The sequence below is a fragment of the Paraburkholderia sp. EB58 genome (assembly GCF_050436665.1).
GTDB lineage: Bacteria > Pseudomonadota > Gammaproteobacteria > Burkholderiales > Burkholderiaceae > Paraburkholderia.
Genome location: NZ_JBNDMQ010000036.1, coordinates 58,550 through 79,965, shown reverse-complemented (window position 1 = coordinate 79,965; position 21,416 = coordinate 58,550). Strand labels below are relative to the sequence as shown.

The following is a 21,416-nucleotide window of genomic DNA, read 5'->3' as shown; positions in this document are numbered from 1 at the left end:
CATGGGATCAACAAAGAGTATGACTCGCGAGTATCAGGACATCCCCGGCACCTACGTATTTGATGGCGTGAATCACCGCAGGGGCTATCACATCAACATGTTCGCCAAATCGCTTGACATAGCTGCCAATCGCGACGCATTTCGCGCCGATCCCGAAGCTTATCTGAACGCTCTGCCGCTAAACGCAGAACAGCGTGCGGTCGTGCTCGAACGCGACTGGCTCGGCATGCTGCGTTTGGGCGGCAACATCTACTACATGTTCAAGCTTGCAATCTTTGATGGTTTGTCGATGCAACATCTGGGTGCGGCGATGTCGGGGACCGACATGACCGTCGATCAGTTCCGTCAGATGATGCTGGACGGCGGCAGAACTATCGCAGGCAATCGGAGCAAGAAGGAGCAATGCAATGGCTAAGCTGCTGGGGGGGGTCGGCACCTCGCATGTGCCGTCGATTGGCGCCGCGGTAGACCACGGCAAAACACAGGAACCCTACTGGAAGCCGGTATTCGATGGCATGCAGGCAGCCAAGAAGTGGATCGCGCAGGCTAGGCCCGATGTGTGCGTCGTCGTCTACAACGACCATGCTTCCTGCTTTGCACTCGACCTCACGCCGACGTTCGCGCTAGGCGTAGGAAGTGAATTCCAGCCTCATGACGAAGGCTATGGCCCGCGTCCGGTACCCGTGGTCAAGGGTGATCCCGACTTCGGCTGGCATTTGGCCGAGTCGTTGATTCTGGATGAGTTCGACATCACCATCGTCAGCGACATGACCGTGGATCACGGCCTGACCGTGCCGCTTTCGGTCATGTTCGGACAGCCAGACGAATGGCCGTGCAAGGTCATTCCGCTGTGCGTGAACGTAGTTCAATACCCGCAGCCTACCGGCAACCGGTGCTTCAACCTGGGTAAAGCCATCCGGCGCGCAATTGAATCCTATGACGCCGACATAAAGGTAGCCATCTTCGGGACGGGCGGTCTTTCGCACCAGTTACAGGGAGAGCGGGCAGGCGTCATCAACGCAGAGTACGACAATCGATGGCTGGACCGTTTTGTGGCCGAACCGGCCGAGCTGGCCCGAATCGGACACACCGAACTGCTACGTGAGACGGGCTCGGAGGGTATCGAATGCATCATGTGGCTCATCATGCGCGGCGCGCTAGATGAGCACGTGAAGGTCGTGCATCGCTTCTACCACGTACCGGCTTCGAATACCGCGTACGGGCTGCTGGTTCTTGAAAACAAGTAACCAGGAAAGTGACGATGCAAAACTCCATTCCCTGTTTGTTCATGCGCGGCGGCACATCGCGTGGACCGTTTTTCAACGCCGCCGATCTGCCCGCGGATATTTCAACTCGTGACAGCGTACTGCTTTCCATCATGGGCTCGCCCGACAAGCGGCAGATCGACGGACTGGGCGGCGCACATCCGCTCACCAGCAAAGTGGGGATCGTTAGCCGAGGCAGCAAACCAGGCGTCGATCTCGAGTTTTTGTTCGCGCAACTCCAGCCGGAAGGCGACACCGTGGACACCTCACCCAATTGCGGCAACATGCTCGCCGCCGTCGTGCCGTTCGCGCTGGAGACCGGCATGGTCGAGCCGCATGGCGACACGACGACGCTACGCGTACTGACGCTCAACACCGGTATGCAATGCGACATCACAGTACTGACGCGCGATGGTGGTGTCGAGTACGAAGGCGATGCACGCATCGACGGAGTGCCTGGCACCAGTGCGCCGATCACGATTAACTTCCTCGATACAGCCGGCTCCGTCTGCGAGGGCCTGTTGCCCACGGGCCGGGTGCGCGATGTGATCGACGGTACTCAGGTGACTTGCATTGATAACGGCATGCCACTGGTGATCCTGCGAGCGGCTGACGTGGGGCGTACGGGCTACGAATCAGTGGCCGAGATGAACGCCGACACGGAACTAAAGGCGTGCATTGAGCGGCTGCGCATAGCGTGCGGCCATGCAATGGGATTGGGCGACGTCATTGCGAAGAACTACCCGAAGATGACGTTGGTCGCGGCGCCGCGTGAAGGCGGCAGCATCTGCACGCGTAGTTTTATCCCGCATGTGTGTCACGACGCAATCGGTGTTCTTGCTGCGGTCACGGTCGGTACGGCCTGTGTGCTCGACGGTTCAGTCGCGCAAGGCGTCGCCGTCATGGCCGGGGCATCGACCAGGAAAGTTTCGGTCGAACACCCGACCGGTGAATTTAGCGTCGATCTCGAACTCGACCCGGCGAATCCGCACAACGTCACGAAAGCAGCGCTGTTGCGAACCGCACGCCTTCTGATGCGGGGCGAGGCCATGATTCCTGCATCAGTCTGGAAAGGAACTGCACAATGATTATCGATTGTCACGGGCATTACACGACGGCTCCCAAGGCGTTGGAGACCTGGCGCAACCAGCAAGTCAGAGAGCTCAAGGATCCGGCCTTGAGGCCGGATGCCGCAGACCTGAAAATCAGCGACGACGAACTGCGAGAGTCGATCGAGCAAAACCAGTTGCGCCTGATGAGGGAAAGAGGCTGCGACCTCACTATTTTCAGTCCGCGCGCCAGCTTCATGGCGCACCATATCGGCGACTTTCAGACCTCCAGCACGTGGGCGGCAATCTGCAACGAACTGTGCCATCGGGTCAGCCAGTTGTTTCCGGACAACTTCATTGGGTCCGCGATGCTGCCACAGTCGCCCGGCGTCGATCCCAAGACCTGTATTGCTGAGCTGGAACGTTGTGTGAAGGAATACGGCTTCGTCGGCATCAACCTTAACCCGGATCCTTCGGGCGGCCACTGGAAGGAGCCTCCGTTGTACGACCGTCACTGGTATCCCATCTACGAGAAGATGGTGGAGTATGAGATCCCGGCGATGATTCACGTCAGCACGAGTTGCAACGCGTGTTTCCACACGACAGGCGCCCACTACCTGAACGCGGACACGACCGCTTTCATGCAGTGCCTAACCTCGGACCTGTTCAAGGATTTTCCTACCCTGAAGTTCGTCATCCCGCACGGCGGCGGTGCAGTGCCGTATCACTGGGGCCGCTTTCGCGGACTGGCACAGGAACTGAAAAAGCCATTACTCGAGGAACATCTGCTCCAGAACGTTTTCTTCGACACCTGCGTCTATCACCAGCCCGGCATCGATCTGCTAACCAAGGTTATCCCGGTGGATAACGTCCTGTTTGCGTCCGAAATGATCGGTGCGGTGCGCGGCGTCGATCCGCAAACAGGCTTTAACTACGACGACACCCGGCGCTACATCGAAGCCACCCAGCACCTGTCTGAGGTGGATCGCCACAAGATTTACCAAGGCAACGCGCGGCGCGTTTATCCGCGGCTCGACGCTGTATTGAAAGCGAAGGGGTTGTGACCATGAGCATGAACAATCTAGGCATCGTCAAACGCAATATCGTCAGGGCGGACCGGGCAGCAGTGGAAAAACTGTCGCGTTTCGGGGTTGCCACAATCCACGAAGCGATGGGACGAGTGGGGCTGCTGAAGCCTTATATACGCCCGATCTACAACGGTGCACGCGTCTGCGGCACGGCGGTGACTGTACTGTTGCATGCGGGCGACAACTGGATGCTGCACGTCGCGGCCGAGCAGATCCAGGACGGCGACGTGGTCGTCGCAAGTTGCAGTGCCGACAACGAGGACGGCTTCTTTGGCGATCTGTTGGCGACCTCATTCCGGGCTCGCGGCGCCCGCGGCCTGATCATAGACGGCGGCGTGCGCGACGTGGCGGATCTAACTTCGATGCAGTTTCCCGTGTTCTCGCGCGCCATCAGCGCTAAAGGCACGGTCAAGGCGACGCTGGGGTCGGTGAACGTGCCGGTCGTTTGCGCCGGTGCGCTCGTCAACCCCGGTGATGTCGTAGTGGCGGACGCAGACGGTGCTGTCATCGTGCCGGCCACAGACGCCCAGCAGGTCGCCGATGCTGCGGGAGAACGGGAAGCAAATGAAATCGCCAAGCGCGCACGCCTCGCCGCCGGCGAACTGGGTCTCGACATGTACAACATGCGCGAGACCTTGAGTAAGGCGGGTTTGAGGTACGTCGATTGAGCGCCGTGCAGATGCGCGAGGAAGACGATCCGCTGCACCGGTGCTTTCGGACCGAGCGCCGGCCGGTTTACCAAGGCGGCCGCTATTCTCAAACCCCTGAAGAAGGACAGACATGAAGTTTGAAAAAACCGCCGGCTGGCTCGATTGGTACGCGGACCCCAGCAAACCGCGATTCCAGCTGCCAGCGGGCAGTGTTGACGCGCACTGCCACGTTTTCGGTCCGGGTTCCGATTTCCCTTTTGCCCCGGAGCGCAAGTACACGCCTTGCGACGCGTCCAGACATCAGTTGTTTGCATTGCGCGACCGGCTCGGCTTCGCGCGCAACGTGATCGTACAGGCCACGTGCCACGGCGCGGACAATCGGGCGATGCTGGATGCCTGTCTGCATTCTGGTGGAAAGGCGCGCGGCGTGGCAACGGTTCGCCGCGGCGTTACGGACGCGGAGCTTTGGGACATGCACCACGTGGGTGTGCGTGGCGTGCGCTTTAACTTCGTCAAGCGTCTGGTGGACTTTACGCCCAAGGACGAATTGATGGAGATCGCCACGCGCATTGCACCGCTCGGCTGGCATGTGGTGGTCTACTTCGAAGCCGCGGATTTGCCGGAACTGTGGGACTTTTTCGCTGGGTTGCCAACAACGGTGGTGGTGGACCACATGGGCAGGCCTGACGTCAGCAAGCCGGTCGACGGGGAGGAGTTCGAGCGGTTCATCAGACTCATGCACGAGCACCCGAACATCTGGTCCAAAGTCAGTTGCCCTGAGCGCCTGTCGGTCAGCGGCCCGCCGGCGCTCGATGGCGAGTCGGCCGCGTACCGGGACGTCGTGCCGTTTGCGCGTCAGTTGATCGAGACGTTCCCGGACCGTGTGCTGTGGGGCACCGATTGGCCTCACCCCAATCTGAAGAACCACATGCCGGACGACGGATTGCTGGTGGATTTCATCCCGCATATCGCCACGAGCCCGGACCGGCAGCATCAATTGCTGGTCGACAATCCTATGCGTCTGTACTGGCCAGAAGAGGTAGGACGCACGCGGTTGAATACGTGAATCAGGAAAACGCATGACGATCAAAGTAGCGATAGCCGGCGCGGGCGCATTTGGCACGAAGCATCTCGACGCAATTCAGCACATCGAAGGCGTCGAGGTAGTCTCGCTGGTTGGCCGCGAACTTGCGAAGACTCGCGCGGTGGCTGACCGCTATGCAATCGGCCACGTGACGACGGCACTTGGAGAGAGCCTCACACGCGATGACGTGGATGCCGTGATCCTGTGCACGCCGACACAGATGCACGCCGCGCAGGCGATCGCGTGCATGCAGGCCGGCAAGCACGTTCAGGTTGAGATTCCCCTGGCTGACTCCTGGATTGAGGCGCGGGCGGTTGCAGCGATGCAGGCGCACACGGGTCTCGTCGCCATGTGTGGTCACACGCGGCGCTTCAACCCAAGCCACCAATGGATAAGACAGAAAATCCAGGCGGGCGAGTTCCAGATACAGCAGATGGACGTGCAGACGTACTTCTTCCGCCGCACGAACATGAACGCACTGGGTCAACCCCGCAGTTGGACCGATCATCTGCTGTGGCATCACGCGGCGCACACCGTCGATCTGTTTGCCTACCAGACCGGCGGCACGATCGTGCAGGCTAATGCAATGCAGGGGCCGGTCCATCCGACGCTTGGCATCGCGATGGACATGAGCATCCAGCTCAAGAGCAGCACTGGCGCGATCTGCACGTTGTCGCTGAGCTTCAACAACGAGGGTCCGCTCGGTACATTCTTTCGTTATATCGGCGACACGGGCACCTACCTCGCGCGTTACGACGAGCTGTTCACGGGCAAGGACGAGTCGATCGACGTGTCGAAGATAGCGCTCTCGATCAACGGCATCGAGTTGCAGGACCGCGAGTTCTTCGGCGCCATTCGTGAGGGCCGCGAACCCAACGCAAGCGTGGCCCAGGTGCTGCCCTGTTATAAAACGCTCCAGGAGCTTGCGCGGGCGCTCGACAACTGAAGATGGTCAATGCAACCCGGCCGGGTAAGGCCTGGAGGGGCCAATAACCTGCATCGTTTTCCACGTCGACGCGGGGGCTTTGAATCAGATCTGAACAGAAGCATGTTTTGGTTACAGACTGATGCGAATAGTAAGCATAACGAAATATAAATACTTCGGATTGGCAGTGAAAGTTGTAAAGGAGGAGACGCAAATTCGACATGTAGTGTCCTGAAACGACAATTCCGTCGCGAGGGAAATTCTTAGAGAAGTCGAGGAGACAAATAGAAAATGTTGAGATAAGGGCATGTGAGATTGAAGTTCACCGCATGCGCGATTGGCCTGCTAGTCGCGGGGGCAGCGCAGGCGCAGAGCAGCATCATGCTGTATGGGTTGGTCGACGGCGGTCTGCTGTACACCAGCAAGACCGCAGAGGCAACGATGGGAGGGAATGCGGGTCACCAGTTTTCGATGATCGACAGCGGTTCCGGGCCGTCGCAGTTCGGCCTGACCGGTACAGAGGATTTGGGCGGTGGCCTTAAAGCGCGGTTCAGACTCGAGAGCGGGATCAGCGTGGCCAATGGTGGCTTTAACGATTCGAACGGCAACATGTTTGGCCGCCAGGCATGGGTGGCGCTCGATAGCACGTACGGCACCGTCACCGCGGGCCTCCAGTTCTCGCCATTCGTCCTGTCCCTCTACGAGACTGACCCGCGAGGGTTTTCGCAGTTTGGCAGCGGTCTGGTGACCTATATCGACAACGTTGCGGGGACCGGTATCTTCAACTCGAACGGTATTTCGTACACGAGCCCAGCCATTGCCGGATTCCAGGGGAGCGTCATGCTCGCTCTGGGTGGAGAAGCGGGCAATTTCCAGGCGGGCCGGCAGTATTCGGCAAGCCTCAGGTACGAGAGCGGCAGCCTGCTGATCAATGCGTCGATCTACGACGGCAACAGTGGCGGTACCGTGCAGACGCCGGTTCCCACCGGCATCGCGTTCGAAGGGCGTGCCTTGGGAGCAACTTACAAGTTCGGCATCCTTACCGCAAAAGCCGCATTCGTCAACTACAAGATAGCGGGATCATTCGACAGTAACGTCTATAGCGGCGGTCTCGATTGTTACATCACGCAGAAAATTGACCTGAGCGGCGGCGTCTAGTGGACCAATGATCGCAACCATATGGCGAACAATTCGGTGATGGGCGCGCTAGGCGCACAGTACTTCCTCAGCAAGCGCACGTCGCTGTACGGTCAGGTCGGTGTTGTGAACAACCATGGTGCGATGAATACCGGTCTATCCATCGACGGTGCGCTTAACGAGGTGCCGGGCACCACCGTGGGCGCAGATCTAGGTATCCGCCACGTTTTCTGAGGCTGGCATTCTGGGGCGCCGGTGGCCGTCTCCTGCATGAGACGGCTGCTTTCGTACCGTACCGTGCCGATACACTTAATCCCGGTCGGGTTGCTGATCCGGAGCTGCCGCGACAAAGGTCGGATGCGTCGAACAGGTCGCATAGATACGCATGACGTTCGGATAGCCATCCATCCTGCACTGATAGCGCAATGCGTTCGAAACCTGTGGCACAAGGAATACATCGGCGAACGTCGGCGTGTCGCCGTAGCAATACGCGCCGGGTTGGGAAGAAGCCGTCAGCATCCGCTCCACGCCCTCCATCCCTAGCGAGATCCAGTGCCGGTACCAGGCGAGCTTTTGATCCTCATCGAGACCTAACTCCTTCACCAGATAGTGAAGTGCACGAAGGTTATTTAACGGATGAATGTCGCAAGCGATGGCCGCGGCGATCGAGCGCACGCGTGCGCGCCCTTCAAGGCTCTTCGGTAACAAGGACGGCGTGGGCCAGCGTTCCTCCAGATATTCGCAGATAGCAATCGATTGACTCATTAGCGACCCCTCGACTTCCAGCACCGGCACGAGGCGCAGCGGATGAATGTCGCTGTACTCGGCGCGATGCTGCTCGCCGCCGCCGCGCAGCATGTGGACCGGCACGGTATCGAAGGAAAGACCCTTAAGGTTCAGTACAATGCGAACGCGGTATGCCGCGGATGAACGAAAATACGAATAAAGCTGCATCGCCAGGCTCCAATCGGTATGGGGCTCATTTCTACGCCGCCAGCGACGCACCGCCTATCCTCCCAAGAGATGAAGTCCGATCCGGGGCCACAACGTGCGCTCTCCTGCGCACCCTGGCCTCCTCTTCCGGGAGGAATGCAATGTCGGCATCCAGTGTCCACAATGATCCTCAACAGGGTATTCAACACTCTGATTGAGGAGACATCATGGTCCCGATTCATGGCTTGCATCATTTCGCGTGGCGCTGCCGCGATGCAGAAGAAACCCGCCACTTCTACGAGGACATCCTCGGGTTGCCGCTCGTGCACCTGGTAGAGGCGGACAACGTGCCGAGCACCGGCGAATACTGCCCATATGTTCATATCTTTTTCAGACTGCGAGACGGTTCGCATCTGGCGTTCTTCGACCTTGGTGACGACGCGATCGCGGCGCCGTCGCTCAACACACCCCGCTGGGTCAATCACCTTGCGCTTCGGGTAGACGACGAGGCTGCGCTGAAGGACGCGCAAGCCCGGCTCGAAGCGGCCGGTATCGAGGTGATCGGCGTGGTGGATCATCACTTCATCCGCTCGATCTACTTCTATGATCCCAACGGTATCCGGCTCGAACTGACCACCCTTATCGGCTCGCCCGAGTACATGAGCAGCAAAGAGGCGGCCGCACACGGCGAGCTTGAGCGCTGGACCGAACGAAAAGCCGCACTCCGCCAGGCTGTCGGAGCGTGAGCATGTCGAACAACATTCCCGCGATCTCCACGCCGCCGGCATTGTCGGCCCGGCACACCATGGTGGACGGCGGCGCCGGTTACCAGTTACCGGTGTTTTCTTTTCTGACCCCGCCGGAACTCGCCGGCGCGGCACAGGGTCGCTATCCCGTTGTCATCGTTGGCGGCGGCCTGGCGGGACTCACGCTAGCCTGCGACCTCGCTACGCGTGGCGTCGCCGCCGTCGTTCTCGATGAGGACGACACCGTCGGCGTACGCGGAGCCTCGAGCCGTGGCATGTGCTATGTGCAAAAGAGTCTCGAAGTATTCGACCGGCTCGGTATCTATGAGCGGTTGCTGGACAAAGGCGTGCAGTGGTCGGTGGGCCGAACCCTGGTTGAAGCCGAGGAGGTTTATACCTTTGACGCAAGACTCGCCAGCTTGTCGGCTCAGGTGCCGTTCCTGAATCTGCAGCAGTTCTATCTGGAGTGGTTCCTGGTCGATCGAATCGCCGAGCTCGGTCTCACCGACCTGCGTTGGAAACATCGCGTAACCGGGGCTGTACGTCACGACGATCACGTGGTCCTGCAAATCGACACGCCCGAGGGAGCTTACGCGATCGGGGCGGACTGGGTCATCGACGCAACTGGCGCGAACAGCCCGTTGCGTGACTATTTTGGCGTGCAAATCCAGCCAGAGCACGGCACCGACCGCTGGTGCATCTGCGATGTTCGCTTCAAGAAGCCGTTGCCGGTCGAACGCTGGACGTGGGTCGCCGCGCCGTTCAACGAAGGAAGGGCGGTCTGGCAGCATCCGATGGCGGACGACGTCTGGCGTCTCGACTACCAGATGGCGCCGGACTGCGACCCCGAGCGCGTCAGTCACCCAGACGTTGCCCGCGAGCGCGTGTGCGCGCATCTCGGCGAGGACGTCGACTTCGAGATGGTCTGGATTGGTCCGTGGCACTACCGCACCCAGATGCTCGATCACTTTCGCCTCGGCCGTGTGTTGTTCATCGGCGACGCGGCGCACGCGATGAGTCCGTTCGGCGCACGTGGTGGCAACTCGGGCATTCAGGACGCGGACAACCTTGGCTGGAAGCTAGCGCTCGTGCTCGGCGGCAATGCGAACGACGTGCTGCTCGATTCGTACTGCACCGAACGACGCGCGGCCGCGGCGGAAAACATCGCCGTCACCAAACGCACCGCGCGCTTTCTCGCGCCGCAAAGTGAGATGGAGTGGCGGTTGCGAGATGCGGTGCTGTCGCTCGCACGGACTTATCCTTTCGCCCGTGAGCTTGTCAACACGGGGCGCCTGTGCGTGCCCAACCGATACCCGTGCGCTGCTGGCATCGACGGCGCAGGCGAATCGGTCCAGAACCTGGTCGTGCGCATGCCGCAAGGATTGACGACGCTCGCACGCTACAGCCTGTCGCAAGGCACCCGTTTGCTGGCGCTCTACTTTCCGCGCAACGCGAGAGATAGGACCGCTACCCAATTGCGGGCCCACGCGGACAAATGGCCGCTGCTGCATATAGCCGTCTGTGCGCCGGGTGCCGATCTCGACGACGGCGGCACGTTCGCCGAAGCACCCGGCACGTTGTTGCTGCTGCGTCCCGACCTGTATCGCGCTGCACGCCTTCAGGCCCCCACACCCGAAGCACTTGACCGCCTGCTTGCCGCTGCGCTCGGCGAGCCGCTGGAGATCGCACCATGAAGATCCACCCGAACATTTCCGAGCCGGACAGTTTCTACGCTGCGCTAGTCGACGTCCACCATGGACTGGGGAGCGGGGAAAGTGCGGAGCTTAACGCCCGGCTGCTGTTCCTGCTTGCCAATCAGATTGGCGACCATGACGTACTGCTTGCCTGCCTGCACGCTGCCCGCAACTTCCTTTCTCCCCATCACTGACCCATCATGACGACCTCATTTGCATCCGCTTCCGACCTGCGTGAACAGAAACCCCGTCTCGTGGAACTGGCGTCAAACGTCTACGGCTATATCAGCGAGTTCGATCCAAACTGCGGTTTCATTGTTGGCGATGATTCGGTGCTGGCCGTCGACACACGGGCCACGCCGCAACTCGCGCGCGAGTGGCTCGCCGACATTCGGACTGTCACCGACAAGCCGGTTCGCCATATCTTTCTTACGCACTATCACGCGGTGCGCGTGCTGGGCGCCGCGGCGTTCGGCGAGTCGACCATCTTTGCATCACGGGCGACGAACGACTGGATTCACGAGCGTGGCGAAGCCGACTTTCGTTCCGAGACAGGCCGTTTTCCGCGTCTCTTTTCCGGTGTCGAGGAGGTGCCGGGACTCACTTATCCGCACTTGACGTTCGAGCGTGAGATGAGCCTGTGGTTTGGCAATCGCGAGATCCGCTTCATGCATCTGGGACGCGGTCATTCGAATGGTGATTCGGTGTGCTGGCTGCCTGATTGCGGCGTGTTGTTCTCTGGCGACCTCGTCGAAAATCACTGCGGAGTCTACACGGGCGACGCCTACCTGCGCGACTGGACCGTTACGCTTGAGCATCTGCGCAGCCTCGGCGCGACGACGATGGTGCCCGGACGCGGCGCCGCACTGCGTTCGCGCGAAGACGTGCACGCAGCGATCGACAGCACACGCGACTTTATCTCGACGCTGCTCGACGCGGTGGGCACCGGGTTGCGCGACGGCTGCGACCTCAAGGGCTGTCACGCGCTAGCCGATGCGGCGATGCGGCCGAAGTTCGGCGACTGGCCAATCTACCAGCACGTGCTTGCCTTTGATGTCTCCCGTGCCTACGACGAGCTGACCGGCATCGAACACCCGCGCGTTTGGACTGCCGAGCGCGACCAGGCCCTCTGGAACACCCTGCACAACTGATTGGCGGCACACATGAAACTTGCTACCCGAAAAAATGGCACGCGCGACGGCGAGCTCCTGCTGGTGAGCCGTGACCTTGGTTACGGCATGAGCGCCGCAGACCTTGCCCCGTCCCTGCAAGCCGCGCTCGACTACTGGGACGCTGTTGCTCCCGCGCTCTCAGAGCGGTATGACGAACTCAACGCGGGCCGTGCCCTCCACGCGTTTGCGCTCGACAGCGCAGCGCTGGCCGCGCCGTTGCCGCGCGCCTATCAATGGGCCGACGGCAGCGCCTACCTGGTCCACAGCGAACTGGTGCGCGCCGCGCGTGGCGCGACGCTCGACGAAGAGCTATGGCGGGACCCCCTGATGTATCAGGGCGGCTCGGATACGTTCCTTGGCCCACGCGACGACGTGGCGCTCGAAGCGGAAAGCTGGGGCATTGACCTCGAAGGCGAGATCGCCGTCATTACCGGCGACGTGCCGATGGGATCGTGCCCGGAGCAGGCCGGCCGCCATATCCGGCTGCTGATGCTGGTCAACGATGTCAGCCTGCGTGCCCTTGTTCCTGCGGAAATCAAAAAGGGCTTTGGCTTTTTCCAAAGCAAGCCGTCGACGGCGTTCTCCCCTGTCGCCGTAACTCCAGATGAACTCGGCAATGCCTGGGACGGTGCCCGGCTGCACTTGCCGCTGACCGTGTCGGTCAACGACGCCGTGCTCGGCACCCCCCATGCCGGCACCGACATGGTGTTCGATTTTCCGCATCTTGTCGCCCATGCGGCGAAAAGCCGGGCGCTGGGCGCGGGTACGGTGATCGGCTCCGGCACGGTGTCGAACGCAGATCGCAGCGTCGGCTCGGCGTGCCTTGCCGAACGCCGGGCGCTCGAAACCGTGCGCGAGGGCGCGCCCATCACGCCGTTTCTGCGTTTCGGAGACCGGATGCGAGTCGAGATGTTCGACGCCGCAGGACAGTCGGTATTCGGTGCAATCGACCAGCGGGTCGTCCGATATATCCCGCCGGCGTCGTGATATTCATGGTTGACAGCCAGGACACCGTGCGGATGATAATGAAAGATCCCCACCGACACTCAGTCGATTCAGGGACAGAGAGACAGCCGTCGGCTCAGCGCACATTCTGCCAGCCGACAAAAGGAGGACGCCGTGGAAGTGCGAACGATCGATTTGTCGACCGCCGGGCCGCCCGACTGCTTATCGATGACTGCGGCAATCGTAGGACGAATCGGCGAAGCAGGCTTCGCCGGCGAACTGATCGCCTCGCTGGCGCGAGTCTTGCGCGTGGGGCACTTGTCCGCATTCGCATTCCGGCCGAACCATGCGCCGCAATTGCTATGCACCAGCAGTGTGGTGTCGGCGGGTATCGCCCACGACACCGCATTCGTCTATCTGGACCGTCATTACCTGGCCGATCCGACACGCTCGTTGTGCGAGTCCAGCCGCACGGTGAGCCGTCCAGCGCTGTTCGTGCAGCGGCAGCGTTCGCACGACGTGCCCGACGAGTGCTACCGGGAATCGTGTTACGACCGGCCCGGCATCATCGATCGCGTATCGGTGATCCAGGCACGCAACCCTGGCGGCGATACGTGGATTGCAGTCAACATCTATCGCGATCGCTCGCAGGGATTCTTCTCGGACGGCGACATGGACCTGCTGAGTACGATGGCGCCGATCATCACCGGCTGCACCGAACGTCATCTGCAGATGACCGAGCTACAGGCGCAACTGGCCGCGCATCAGGCGGCGTCGACTGGCACCGGACGCGGCGCGGAAGCCGCGCGGCTCACCGGGAGCTTTCCGCAACTGAGTCGCCGCGAGCGCGAAGTGTGCGAGGGCATTCTCGCCGGCCTGACCGCGAAGCAGATCGCCCGGCAACTCGATATCGCGCCGACCAGTGTGGTCACGCATCGCAAGAACGCCTATCTGAAGCTTGGCATTCACGACCTGAAGCAACTGTTCGCCCTGACAGCCTAGATACACGCCTAGGCGTCCGCTTCTCACGCATTCCCACGAGCGGCCGCACTGACCGGTGTGGCCGGCGCGCTGACTCCTCCTTTCCGCTGACCTATGATCACCATTCACGAACATGATTTCGTGCGCTCGATCGCGGACGCACTGCAGTTCATCGCCGTCCATCATCCGGCGCCTTATATCACCCATCTCGCTCGCGCTCACGCGCGCGAACGCTCACCGGCGGCGCGCGACGCGATCGCGCAGATCCTGACGAACTCGCGAATGGCCGCGCTGGGGCGGCGACCGCTGTGCCAGGACACTGGCGTCGTCAACGTATTCCTCGATATCGGCATGGAGGTACGCTGGAATACGACGCATGATGTCGAAACGTTGGTCAATAGAGGCGTACGCGCGGCTTATACCGATCCGCACAATCCACTGCGCGCGTCGGTCGTCGACGACCCGCTATTTTTGCGGACCAACACGGGTAACAACACGCCGGCCGTCGTGCACGTGCGTCTTGTGGCCGGCGACAGCGTACGCTGCACGGTGGCCGCCAAAGGCGGCGGGGCCGAAAACAAGAGTCGCTTCGTCGTGCTCAACCCGTCGGACAGCGTGCGAGACTGGGTACTGTCGGTCATTCCTTCGTTGGGTGCGGGATGGTGTCCACCAGGCATCATTGGCCTCGGTGTCGGCGGCAGCGCGGAGAAGGCGATGCTGCTTGCCAAGGAATCGCTGATGGACCCGATCGACATGCACGAATTGCTGGAGCGTGGACCGCAAACTCAGGCTGAAGCGTTGCGTATCGAACTATACGAGGCGATCAATGCGCTGGCTATCGGTGCGCAGGGACTGGGTGGCCTGACTACCGTGCTCGACGTCAAGCTACGGACGTATCCGACACACGCCGCATCACTGCCGGTTGCGCTGATTCCGAACTGCGCAGCGGATCGGCACATCAGCTTCATGCTGGACGGCAGTGGCGCTGCGGCATTCACTCCCCCGGCGACGGACAGTTGGCCCGCCGTTACCTGGTCCGCCGCGGTCGATGCAGTGCGCGTCGACCTCGATACGCTCACGCCCGAACAAATGGCTACCTGGCGCGCCGGGCAAACGCTGCTGCTGTCAGGAAAATTGCTGACGGCACGCGATGCGGCGCATCGCCGCATGGTCGAGTTACTGGACGCCGGACAACCGTTGCCAGCCGATTTTAACGGGCGCGCGCTGTACTACGTTGGCCCGGTCGATGCTGTGCGCGATGAAGCAGTCGGGCCGGCTGGGCCGACCACCTCCACGCGGATGGACAAATTCATGGATCGCGTACTCGGCGCCACGGGTCTGCTCCTGACGATTGGCAAGGCAGAGCGCGGCCCGGCGGCGAGCGAGGCGATTCGCCGTCATCGCACCACGTATCTGGTTGCGGTGGGCGGCGCTGCCTATCTGGTTTCGCAGGCCATCCGCCGCTCGCGTGTGGTTGCGTTCGCCGAACTCGGCATGGAAGCCATCTACGAGTTCGAAGTGGAAGATATGCCCGTCACGGTCGGCATTGATCTGCACGGCGAGTCCATCCATACAACAGGGCCCGACAACTGGCAGAAGATGATTCGCACCGAACGCATTCCCACTCGGGTTGCATGAGTGAATGACGCGACGTGCGGGTTCCGCTGCTATCTGGCGCATTCGGCTCGTCCGTGGGCCACACGCACCGCTCGTAGCAGGCTTGTTCGCCGAACAGTCCTTGGGCTAAGCGTACGGTCCCGGTATCGTTAACCTGAGTGAACCGCACGAACCATCTGCCGTTATTGCGGACGACGATCACGCCGCGTGCTTTGATAAAGCCGTATCGGCAGCGCGGATCCGCGCTGAGGATGCCAGCGTCGTCGTACAGTCGACCAGATTTCATGAACTAAAGCTCGGAACTAAGTAGCTCGTCCTGAACAATTCGTTTCTCGTGCGGCTGACTCCACACCGTCACGTTGGCGGCAATGCCGGGGTTGAACAAAGCAGCGAGAACGAAGACGCAAAGAAGCAGCAGCTTCCTGAGGATCATCCGGAGGTTGTGGCCGGCACCGCACAGCACCGCGTGCATCGCATCGCCGAGCGCACCTTTGAGCCAATTCCGATCGAGTTTTCCGTCTGTCTTCATGTGGCCGATGGGTGGCTCGATTGCACTTCGCCGTCTGATCATCGGGCGTAGTCCACGTGTGATGTGCCGCCGCAAACCCGGGTGGTAGATCTTCACGCCGTCGACCGCGACACCCTTGTATCCACGGTCGACGATGGCGACTTCCGGCGTGCGTCGCACAGGATTGCCGCCTGTTCCAGCGCTTCAGCCAGCGTATGACCGTCGTACGGACGAAGCTTTCGCTCAACGATGCGCCCAATCGCTCCCAGCTAATCAGGTCAGCCAAACCGACCAACGGGTGCTTCGGGTTGATCTGTTCGCGCAGCGGTTGCCGGAAGAAATCTCCCTCCGTCACCGGCATCTTCGGGCCTATCTGCACCTCGTCGAAACATCGAGGATTCTCGCGTTAATGTGCCAGGTTCCTGCAAATTTCAAAAACCATTCCAGCCGAAAAACCTCGCCACGGATGGCGCCCGGGATTGTTCAAGATTCACTGAGTATGTGCTTCCGAAGCGGAATGTCTCCCAGAAAATTACTGGAAGGCGTTGATTCCCTGATGAAGCAACTGACAGCGATGTCGCGATGTACTGCACCGCCCGAATCGATGGCAAGTAGCGCTCCTGCGCACCTCATCGATGCCTGGCTTTTGCCTATCTTGGGTGTGCGACCAGCGGCACGGGGACAACAACTGGTGCACCGTCTCCTTGAATTGACCTTGAACCGGGCTGATCAACAGGGTGCTACGTGCCTTTTTTGGAGACCTTAATCCATTGACTCTGCTGTTTTATCGGCGACTGGGTTTGATCACGAGATTCGTTGTCTTGAAGAATTTACTGCTCGGCTCTATCGGGGACTAGCGCGACATGTTGCGGAAGGTGGCTTCGGGTCCCGTTGGCTCGGCTAAGCGCCCCGAACGGCCGGCCTTTGCAAGGCGCAAATGTTTCTTACTGGGTCGGTCGTGTGCTGCCGCTCGGCGACTGTCGGCCGTTCGTCCAGTCTGGCGGCCATCGTCAACTGAGAAACCCATACCAGCCGCTGACGGCTTGAGGGGCCAACGACCGCTGTGGCCGATAACTTGCCGACCAACTCGGCGCGGCGAGCGTCGGTTGCACCCCGAAATCTGCCGTTCGCCGGTCAAGTCGTTGAACGTCTATAAAGGGTTGGTCCGCGCCATTACTCCGTTCGGACGCGGGCCATGGTTGACATAATGCCTGCACGATACGATACGATACGATACGATCCGACCGCGTCCTATTGGGCGAAGCGTGGGCCAAGACGCAACCGGTTGGCCGGAAATCTTGCGCTCCCCAGGACGATGCGGCGGCGCCACGCGAACAGCTACGGGGCACGGTTCAGGGTGGCTTCAGAGCGACTCGATCAGTTCCTCAGCCGAAACGGCCCCGATGGGCAGTTCAAACTCCTCCACTTGTGGGCGGCTAAATTCCCCCAGGCAGCACGATTGGATTATGCGTCGGATTCCTAAGTGACGGCATGTCCGGCGGCGGCTTCCCGGAGGCGATAACTCTTGCCTTCAAACTCGAGGAGTCTGGGGCGGTGAAGTTCCAGACGGCGAAGCGTTCGGTATTCGCAGTAAGGTGCTCGCCTCACTCGAACGGGAGTCGGTGAAGACCGAAATCAACCACGCCAGATGGCTAGTGTCGCATGGCAAAGACAGCGAGGCGGTGGGGTGAATCAAGGCCCTGGATGGTCAGTTGGTGACGAGGGAAGGTTACGAATTCAGCACGCTGTGGAAGCTGAGCGCCGTCTCCAGGTACCTGAGGAACGACGCGCGAACGTTGGTCAACTACGGCGCGCTCGGCATCGCAAGGGCCGGCCGGTCAGCAGCAGCATCCCGAGTCCGCAGTGAACCAGGTCGTCAGCCTCCGGATGGCTAGGAGCGGCAGATGCGCTGGACCGACGAAGGGGCGGATTGCATGGTGGAGGTCAGGGGAGCAGTTTAAACAGGGGCATTCTCGCTCCGCCGCATCTCGGCGCTCGAGATAGCCGCCTCGCGTCACGGCAAATCCATCGGGGTCGCATGCCTAGGGCTGGCACCGATCAACGAACAGAACAGACCCTGCAACCATGCCGCAAACCAGGGCGGGCTGACAAAATCGACCTCACCCAGTTTTGCACGCTCTCCGATGCCTCGCAAGAATGTCACTGACCAGCTGTGCCAAGGTGCGCTCACTCGCAAAGGGTGCGCATCTCCTGCGACACACAGCGTCGACTGAGATGTTGCGTCACGTTCTTCCGCTCGAGCAAATGGGCATGGTCCTGAGGCATCGCGGCATCGACGCTACAGCATATTACGCCAAGGTTGACGTCGTGTTGCTCAAGCGAATCGCACAGCCTTGGCCGGAGGTGATGGAATGATGCCAGCCTTGGAGTCCTACATTGTCGCTCGCCGTGCAGTCGGCTGCAAACTGGTGAAGGCAGACTACCGGCTGCACAGCTTTGCGCGCTTTGCTGTCAATCGAGGTGAGACGCGCGTCCGCGCGCAGGCCGCGATTGACTGGGCCGCCGAGGCTGCGTCGGTGGGTCAGCGTGATGCGTCGTTGAAGGCCGTATGCCGGTTCGCCCGGTATCAGCACATCGAAGATCAGGACCATGAAGTGCCACCCGAGCGGTACTTTGCCTACCTAAAGACGCGTCGCGTTCTGTACGTTTAGTCTTGCACGGACGTCAGATCCAAGGGATTCCACGGCATTCACGGATTGCGGAACATCCGTTTGTTTTGACGGGGAGGTTCATGGTCTGCTCATTGTTGGTTGGGCGGCGATCGGATGCTGCGGCCACGCCAGAGATCCATGAAGACGGGGCCCGCCACTATCAGTCGCTCCTCGTAGGAATGGCGTTCGCGTCGAAGGCTGGCGGCTTGCTCCATTCCTGCCCGCGCATGAAATTATCATATTCCGTCCGGACAATATGGTTTGTGTAATTGCCCAAGATCTTCGCCGCTACACCGAGCAACACTTCTAGCACGTTTCGGCGAAAGTAGCCCGCCGCCAGAAAGGCGTTGATGTCCGCATCAGCAACGAAACCACGTTCCCGTACTACGTGAGTCGTGAAGCGACGCAACGCTTCAAGCTTTGGATCCGCAAGTGGCTTACCTTCACGTAGGGCAGCGACGAGCGTCTGATCCATGCCAACCAGCAACGCGCGAGCGCTGTGTCCAGCCATCGAATAGTGGCAGCTGTTCTCGAAGTTTGCAGTCATCGATACAACTTGCTGTTCCACTGAGCTCAACGTGCTCTTAGAGAAAAGTTCGAGAAGTGTGAAATAGCCGGACAGTGTTTCCGGCGACTCTGCCAAATGCGCCTGGAGATTCGGCACGACGCCAAAAATACGTTCTGCCTGTCGGAGGCCCGGTTGAGACGCAGCAGGGGCGGATGCTGCTGTATAAGCGAGAAACTTGGCCATCGACTGCCTCGGATCAAGAACAATAGAGGCACGAGTATCGCTGATGCGACACCTTCGCAGTAGGCGGCGCCGGGACATAGGAGCTATTCCCAACTGGCATACAGCAGCAGTGGTCAGCTCGGTTCGGAAGTCGTGAATCGGCAGAGCGGGCGTCTCACGGAGATTGCGCTTGGGTCCGCTCGCCGGGGTGCGATGGGTGGCCGCCTGAATGACAATTGTCTGGGTATGCGGGGCGCTCAAACGTCTGTATCTCGCCGCCCAGCGGCCGCAGTCGGCCGAACGCGGTCTGTCAACCGTCAAGTAAGTGCCGTAATGCTTGAGAACGGCATCTAGCAGCCCCTGGAACTTAGAGTCCAGTTCAGCACGTCGCAAAGTGTTTTGATGCACCGTCCCAGCGACACGTGTCTGAACGAGGCCTGCCTCGCGACTACTTCGAGAGCACTGTGCGAGGCGAGATGGCAGTCGTCGGCCACATCCGTGCATCGCACCTGATGCTTGAGCTATTTTGCGCGCGAGTTTAGCAACCGACTGCAACTTCCCGCATGCAGGCCGCGGGATGGCTGCCCTGGCTTAACTGCGACGCAGTGCATGCGGCCGGCCGATTGCCAGAAAATGCACGAATGCGATGACCGGGAACACGGTGGCAGTGCTTGCTACCAGCGTCCAGCCGCCATGCTCGTACAAGAGACTGGCGATCGCGGAGCCGATTGCGCCTCCGACGAAAATGCTTGTCATGTAGAGGGCGTTAAGACGATTGCGACTTTCCGCGTGTAGTGCATAAATTTCGCGTTGCCCGACGACCATGCTCATCTGCACGGCGAAGTCGAGCACGATACCGGTGACAACGAGTCCGTAGACGCCCCAGGCAGGGTGCACGAGCGCGGGTACAAAGGACAGGGCGCCGGCTATGAGCGCGATAAAGCTTGCTTGCGTCGAATGGCCAGCATCAGCGAGGCGGCCCGCCACTGGTGCGGACGTGGCGCCGATCGCTCCGACTAGGGCAAACAGCCCGATAGCGGATTGCGACAACCCATAGTAGCGTGTGAGTTCGATCGGCACTGCTGTCCAGAACAAGCTGAACGACGCGAACATCAACGCCTGATAGACCGAGCGGTGACGCAGCGCTGGCGTCGTACGGATGAGATGCAGCAACGAGCCGATGAGTTCGAAGTATGTGGTGCGACGAGTGGGTTGATGCTGCGGAATCGTCAGTACGAGGACGGCTGTGACGAGGGTCATTAGTACAGCGGCGGCTGCGAATACGAAGCGCCAGCCGAAGTAACCGGCCACGACGCTTGAGAGTGGCCGCGACAGCAGAATGCCGAGCAGGAGTCCCCCCATGATCGTGCCGACCACACGTCCGCGAGAGTGGTCAGGCGCGAGATGCGCGGCGAGGGGAATCAGGATCTGGACTGCGACCGAGCTGAAACCAATCAGCAACGACACGGCGAGGAACCAGCCGGACGAATCCATGACGGATGCCCCCGCAAGACTCATGATCGACACGATGGCAGTGGCGATCATCAGCTTGCGGTTCTCGATCAGATCGCCGAGCGGCACAATGAAGAACAGGCCTAGCGCATAGCCGATCTGTGTGAGCGAAACGATCAGGCTTGCGGTTCCGGCCGACATATGGAGTGCCGGGGCAACCAACTCGGTGATGGGTTGTGCGTAGTAGAGGTTGGCGGCGATCGCTCCGCAACTGAAGGCAAACAGGGCGATTAGCCCTTGTGTGAGCTGAACAGAGTGCGGGCTTCCGGTGAGCGGACGCGAGGGCGTAGACATGGTAGTTCCTTGGGCAATGAGATCACTTCAGACCTGAAGATCTGGTCCAGGGTGCGGGACCCAGGCAAGATCATTTCCGTGACCCCGACTCCGGCGACGCCAGGTGTTGCTATCCGTCGTCGACTGCCGAAAGCTTAATCATTCACCGCGCCGCACAGAATACGGACGCTGTGCAATCGTCCATTGCGCGCGGCGCAATGCCAGCCGGAACGGCACTCCGCCTTGGAAGGCGTAACGCGCTGCACGACGCTGTCCGAGATAGAGTCGGCTTAGGGCAGCGGTCGAGGATGACAGCCTGCGCTGACTCCTGCACGCCGATGAGCGATGTGATCAGATCGATAAACGCCTTGACTCGCTTCGATCCGCGTTGATCGGGCAGGTAAAGTGCGCTGACGACCGCCGTAAGCGCCGCTT

The 21,416-nt window shown here is 60.6% G+C and carries 18 protein-coding genes and 2 pseudogenes; 16 read left to right on the top strand and 4 right to left on the bottom strand.

What is annotated here, in order from left to right:
- The first annotated feature begins 1 nt into the window (after window position 1).
- The 8 genes and pseudogenes from ligA to P3T40_RS35975 all read left to right on the top strand — a co-directional run bounded on the left by ligA (window position 2) and on the right by P3T40_RS35975 (window position 7,432).
- A complete protein-coding gene (ligA, locus tag P3T40_RS36010; RefSeq protein ID WP_429272460.1) occupies window positions 2-415 on the top strand; it encodes a protocatechuate 4,5-dioxygenase subunit alpha in 414 nt (137 codons plus the stop codon).
- Complete coding sequence (locus P3T40_RS36005) at window positions 408-1,247, top strand: class III extradiol dioxygenase subunit beta (protein ID WP_429272459.1); 840 nt, start codon at window positions 408-410, stop codon at window positions 1,245-1,247. Before ligA ends, P3T40_RS36005 begins: the two co-directional genes overlap by 8 nt.
- A gap of 14 nt (window positions 1,248-1,261) precedes the next feature.
- Window positions 1,262-2,353, top strand: coding sequence for a 4-oxalomesaconate tautomerase (locus P3T40_RS36000; protein WP_429272458.1), 1,092 nt, complete (start codon window positions 1,262-1,264; stop codon window positions 2,351-2,353).
- Window positions 2,350-3,378: an amidohydrolase family protein gene (locus P3T40_RS35995; protein ID WP_429272457.1), complete on the top strand. Its 1,029-nt coding sequence runs from the start codon at window positions 2,350-2,352 to the stop codon at window positions 3,376-3,378. Before P3T40_RS36000 ends, P3T40_RS35995 begins: the two co-directional genes overlap by 4 nt.
- Before the next feature lie 2 nt (window positions 3,379-3,380).
- Window positions 3,381-4,070, top strand: a complete 690-nt coding sequence (gene ligK / locus P3T40_RS35990; RefSeq protein WP_429272456.1) for a 4-carboxy-4-hydroxy-2-oxoadipate aldolase/oxaloacetate decarboxylase — start codon at window positions 3,381-3,383, stop codon at window positions 4,068-4,070.
- A 112-nt stretch (window positions 4,071-4,182) separates the two neighbouring features.
- The gene (locus tag P3T40_RS35985) at window positions 4,183-5,118 is read left to right on the top strand and encodes an amidohydrolase family protein (protein ID WP_429272455.1); all 936 of its coding nucleotides are present in this window, start codon (window positions 4,183-4,185) and stop codon (window positions 5,116-5,118) included.
- A gap of 13 nt (window positions 5,119-5,131) precedes the next feature.
- Window positions 5,132-6,082 (top strand): Gfo/Idh/MocA family oxidoreductase, encoded by a 951-nt coding sequence (locus P3T40_RS35980; RefSeq protein ID WP_429272454.1) that lies wholly within the window; start codon window positions 5,132-5,134, stop codon window positions 6,080-6,082.
- Window positions 6,083-6,442: 360 nt separating this feature from the next.
- A pseudogene (locus tag P3T40_RS35975) lies at window positions 6,443-7,432 on the top strand (porin).
- 75 nt (window positions 7,433-7,507) lie between these two features.
- Here P3T40_RS35975 and maiA read toward each other — a convergent pair.
- Window positions 7,508-8,152 (bottom strand): maleylacetoacetate isomerase, encoded by a 645-nt coding sequence (gene maiA / locus P3T40_RS35970; RefSeq protein WP_429272453.1) that lies wholly within the window; start codon window positions 8,150-8,152, stop codon window positions 7,508-7,510.
- Window positions 8,153-8,358: 206 nt separating this feature from the next.
- Here maiA and P3T40_RS35965 point away from each other — a divergent pair, with 206 nt between their 5' ends.
- From P3T40_RS35965 to P3T40_RS35935, 7 genes are all read left to right on the top strand, one after another.
- Window positions 8,359-8,877, top strand: a complete 519-nt coding sequence (locus P3T40_RS35965; RefSeq protein WP_429272452.1) for a VOC family protein — start codon at window positions 8,359-8,361, stop codon at window positions 8,875-8,877.
- Window positions 8,878-8,879: 2 nt separating this feature from the next.
- Entirely contained in the window at window positions 8,880-10,571 is a 1,692-nt protein-coding gene (locus tag P3T40_RS35960; RefSeq protein WP_429272451.1) for an FAD-dependent oxidoreductase, read from the top strand.
- A complete protein-coding gene (locus P3T40_RS35955) occupies window positions 10,568-10,765 on the top strand; it encodes a DUF2783 domain-containing protein (protein ID WP_429272450.1) in 198 nt (65 codons plus the stop codon). The genes P3T40_RS35960 and P3T40_RS35955 overlap by 4 nt, the downstream gene beginning before the upstream one ends.
- Before the next feature lie 6 nt (window positions 10,766-10,771).
- Entirely contained in the window at window positions 10,772-11,722 is a 951-nt protein-coding gene (locus P3T40_RS35950; RefSeq protein WP_429272449.1) for an MBL fold metallo-hydrolase, read from the top strand.
- Window positions 11,723-11,734: 12 nt separating this feature from the next.
- Window positions 11,735-12,730 carry a fumarylacetoacetate hydrolase family protein gene (locus tag P3T40_RS35945; RefSeq protein WP_429272448.1) on the top strand — a complete coding sequence of 332 codons (996 nt, stop codon included), beginning with the start codon at window positions 11,735-11,737 and terminating at the stop codon, window positions 12,728-12,730.
- Between the two features lie 132 nt (window positions 12,731-12,862).
- On the top strand, window positions 12,863-13,690 hold the full coding sequence (locus P3T40_RS35940) for a LuxR family transcriptional regulator (RefSeq protein ID WP_429272447.1): 828 nt from the start codon (window positions 12,863-12,865) through the stop codon (window positions 13,688-13,690).
- 93 nt (window positions 13,691-13,783) lie between these two features.
- Complete coding sequence (locus P3T40_RS35935; RefSeq protein ID WP_429272446.1) at window positions 13,784-15,307, top strand: fumarate hydratase; 1,524 nt, start codon at window positions 13,784-13,786, stop codon at window positions 15,305-15,307.
- A gap of 268 nt (window positions 15,308-15,575) precedes the next feature.
- On the opposite strand, the pseudogene P3T40_RS35930 reads toward P3T40_RS35935, so the two are convergent.
- Window positions 15,576-16,024: pseudogene (locus P3T40_RS35930) on the bottom strand (hypothetical protein); the annotation flags it as partial.
- Between the two features lie 2,142 nt (window positions 16,025-18,166).
- Here P3T40_RS35930 and P3T40_RS35925 point away from each other — a divergent pair.
- Entirely contained in the window at window positions 18,167-18,466 is a 300-nt protein-coding gene (locus tag P3T40_RS35925) for a hypothetical protein (RefSeq protein ID WP_429272445.1), read from the top strand.
- 160 nt (window positions 18,467-18,626) lie between these two features.
- Here the strand turns inward: P3T40_RS35925 and P3T40_RS35920 are convergent, their stop codons facing one another.
- Both P3T40_RS35920 and P3T40_RS35915 read right to left on the bottom strand, forming a co-directional pair.
- A complete protein-coding gene (locus P3T40_RS35920) occupies window positions 18,627-19,217 on the bottom strand; it encodes a carboxymuconolactone decarboxylase family protein (RefSeq protein WP_429272444.1) in 591 nt (196 codons plus the stop codon).
- 570 nt (window positions 19,218-19,787) lie between these two features.
- Window positions 19,788-21,002, bottom strand: a complete 1,215-nt coding sequence (locus P3T40_RS35915) for an MFS transporter (protein WP_429272443.1) — start codon at window positions 21,000-21,002, stop codon at window positions 19,788-19,790.
- Window positions 21,003-21,416 lie beyond the last annotated feature (414 nt).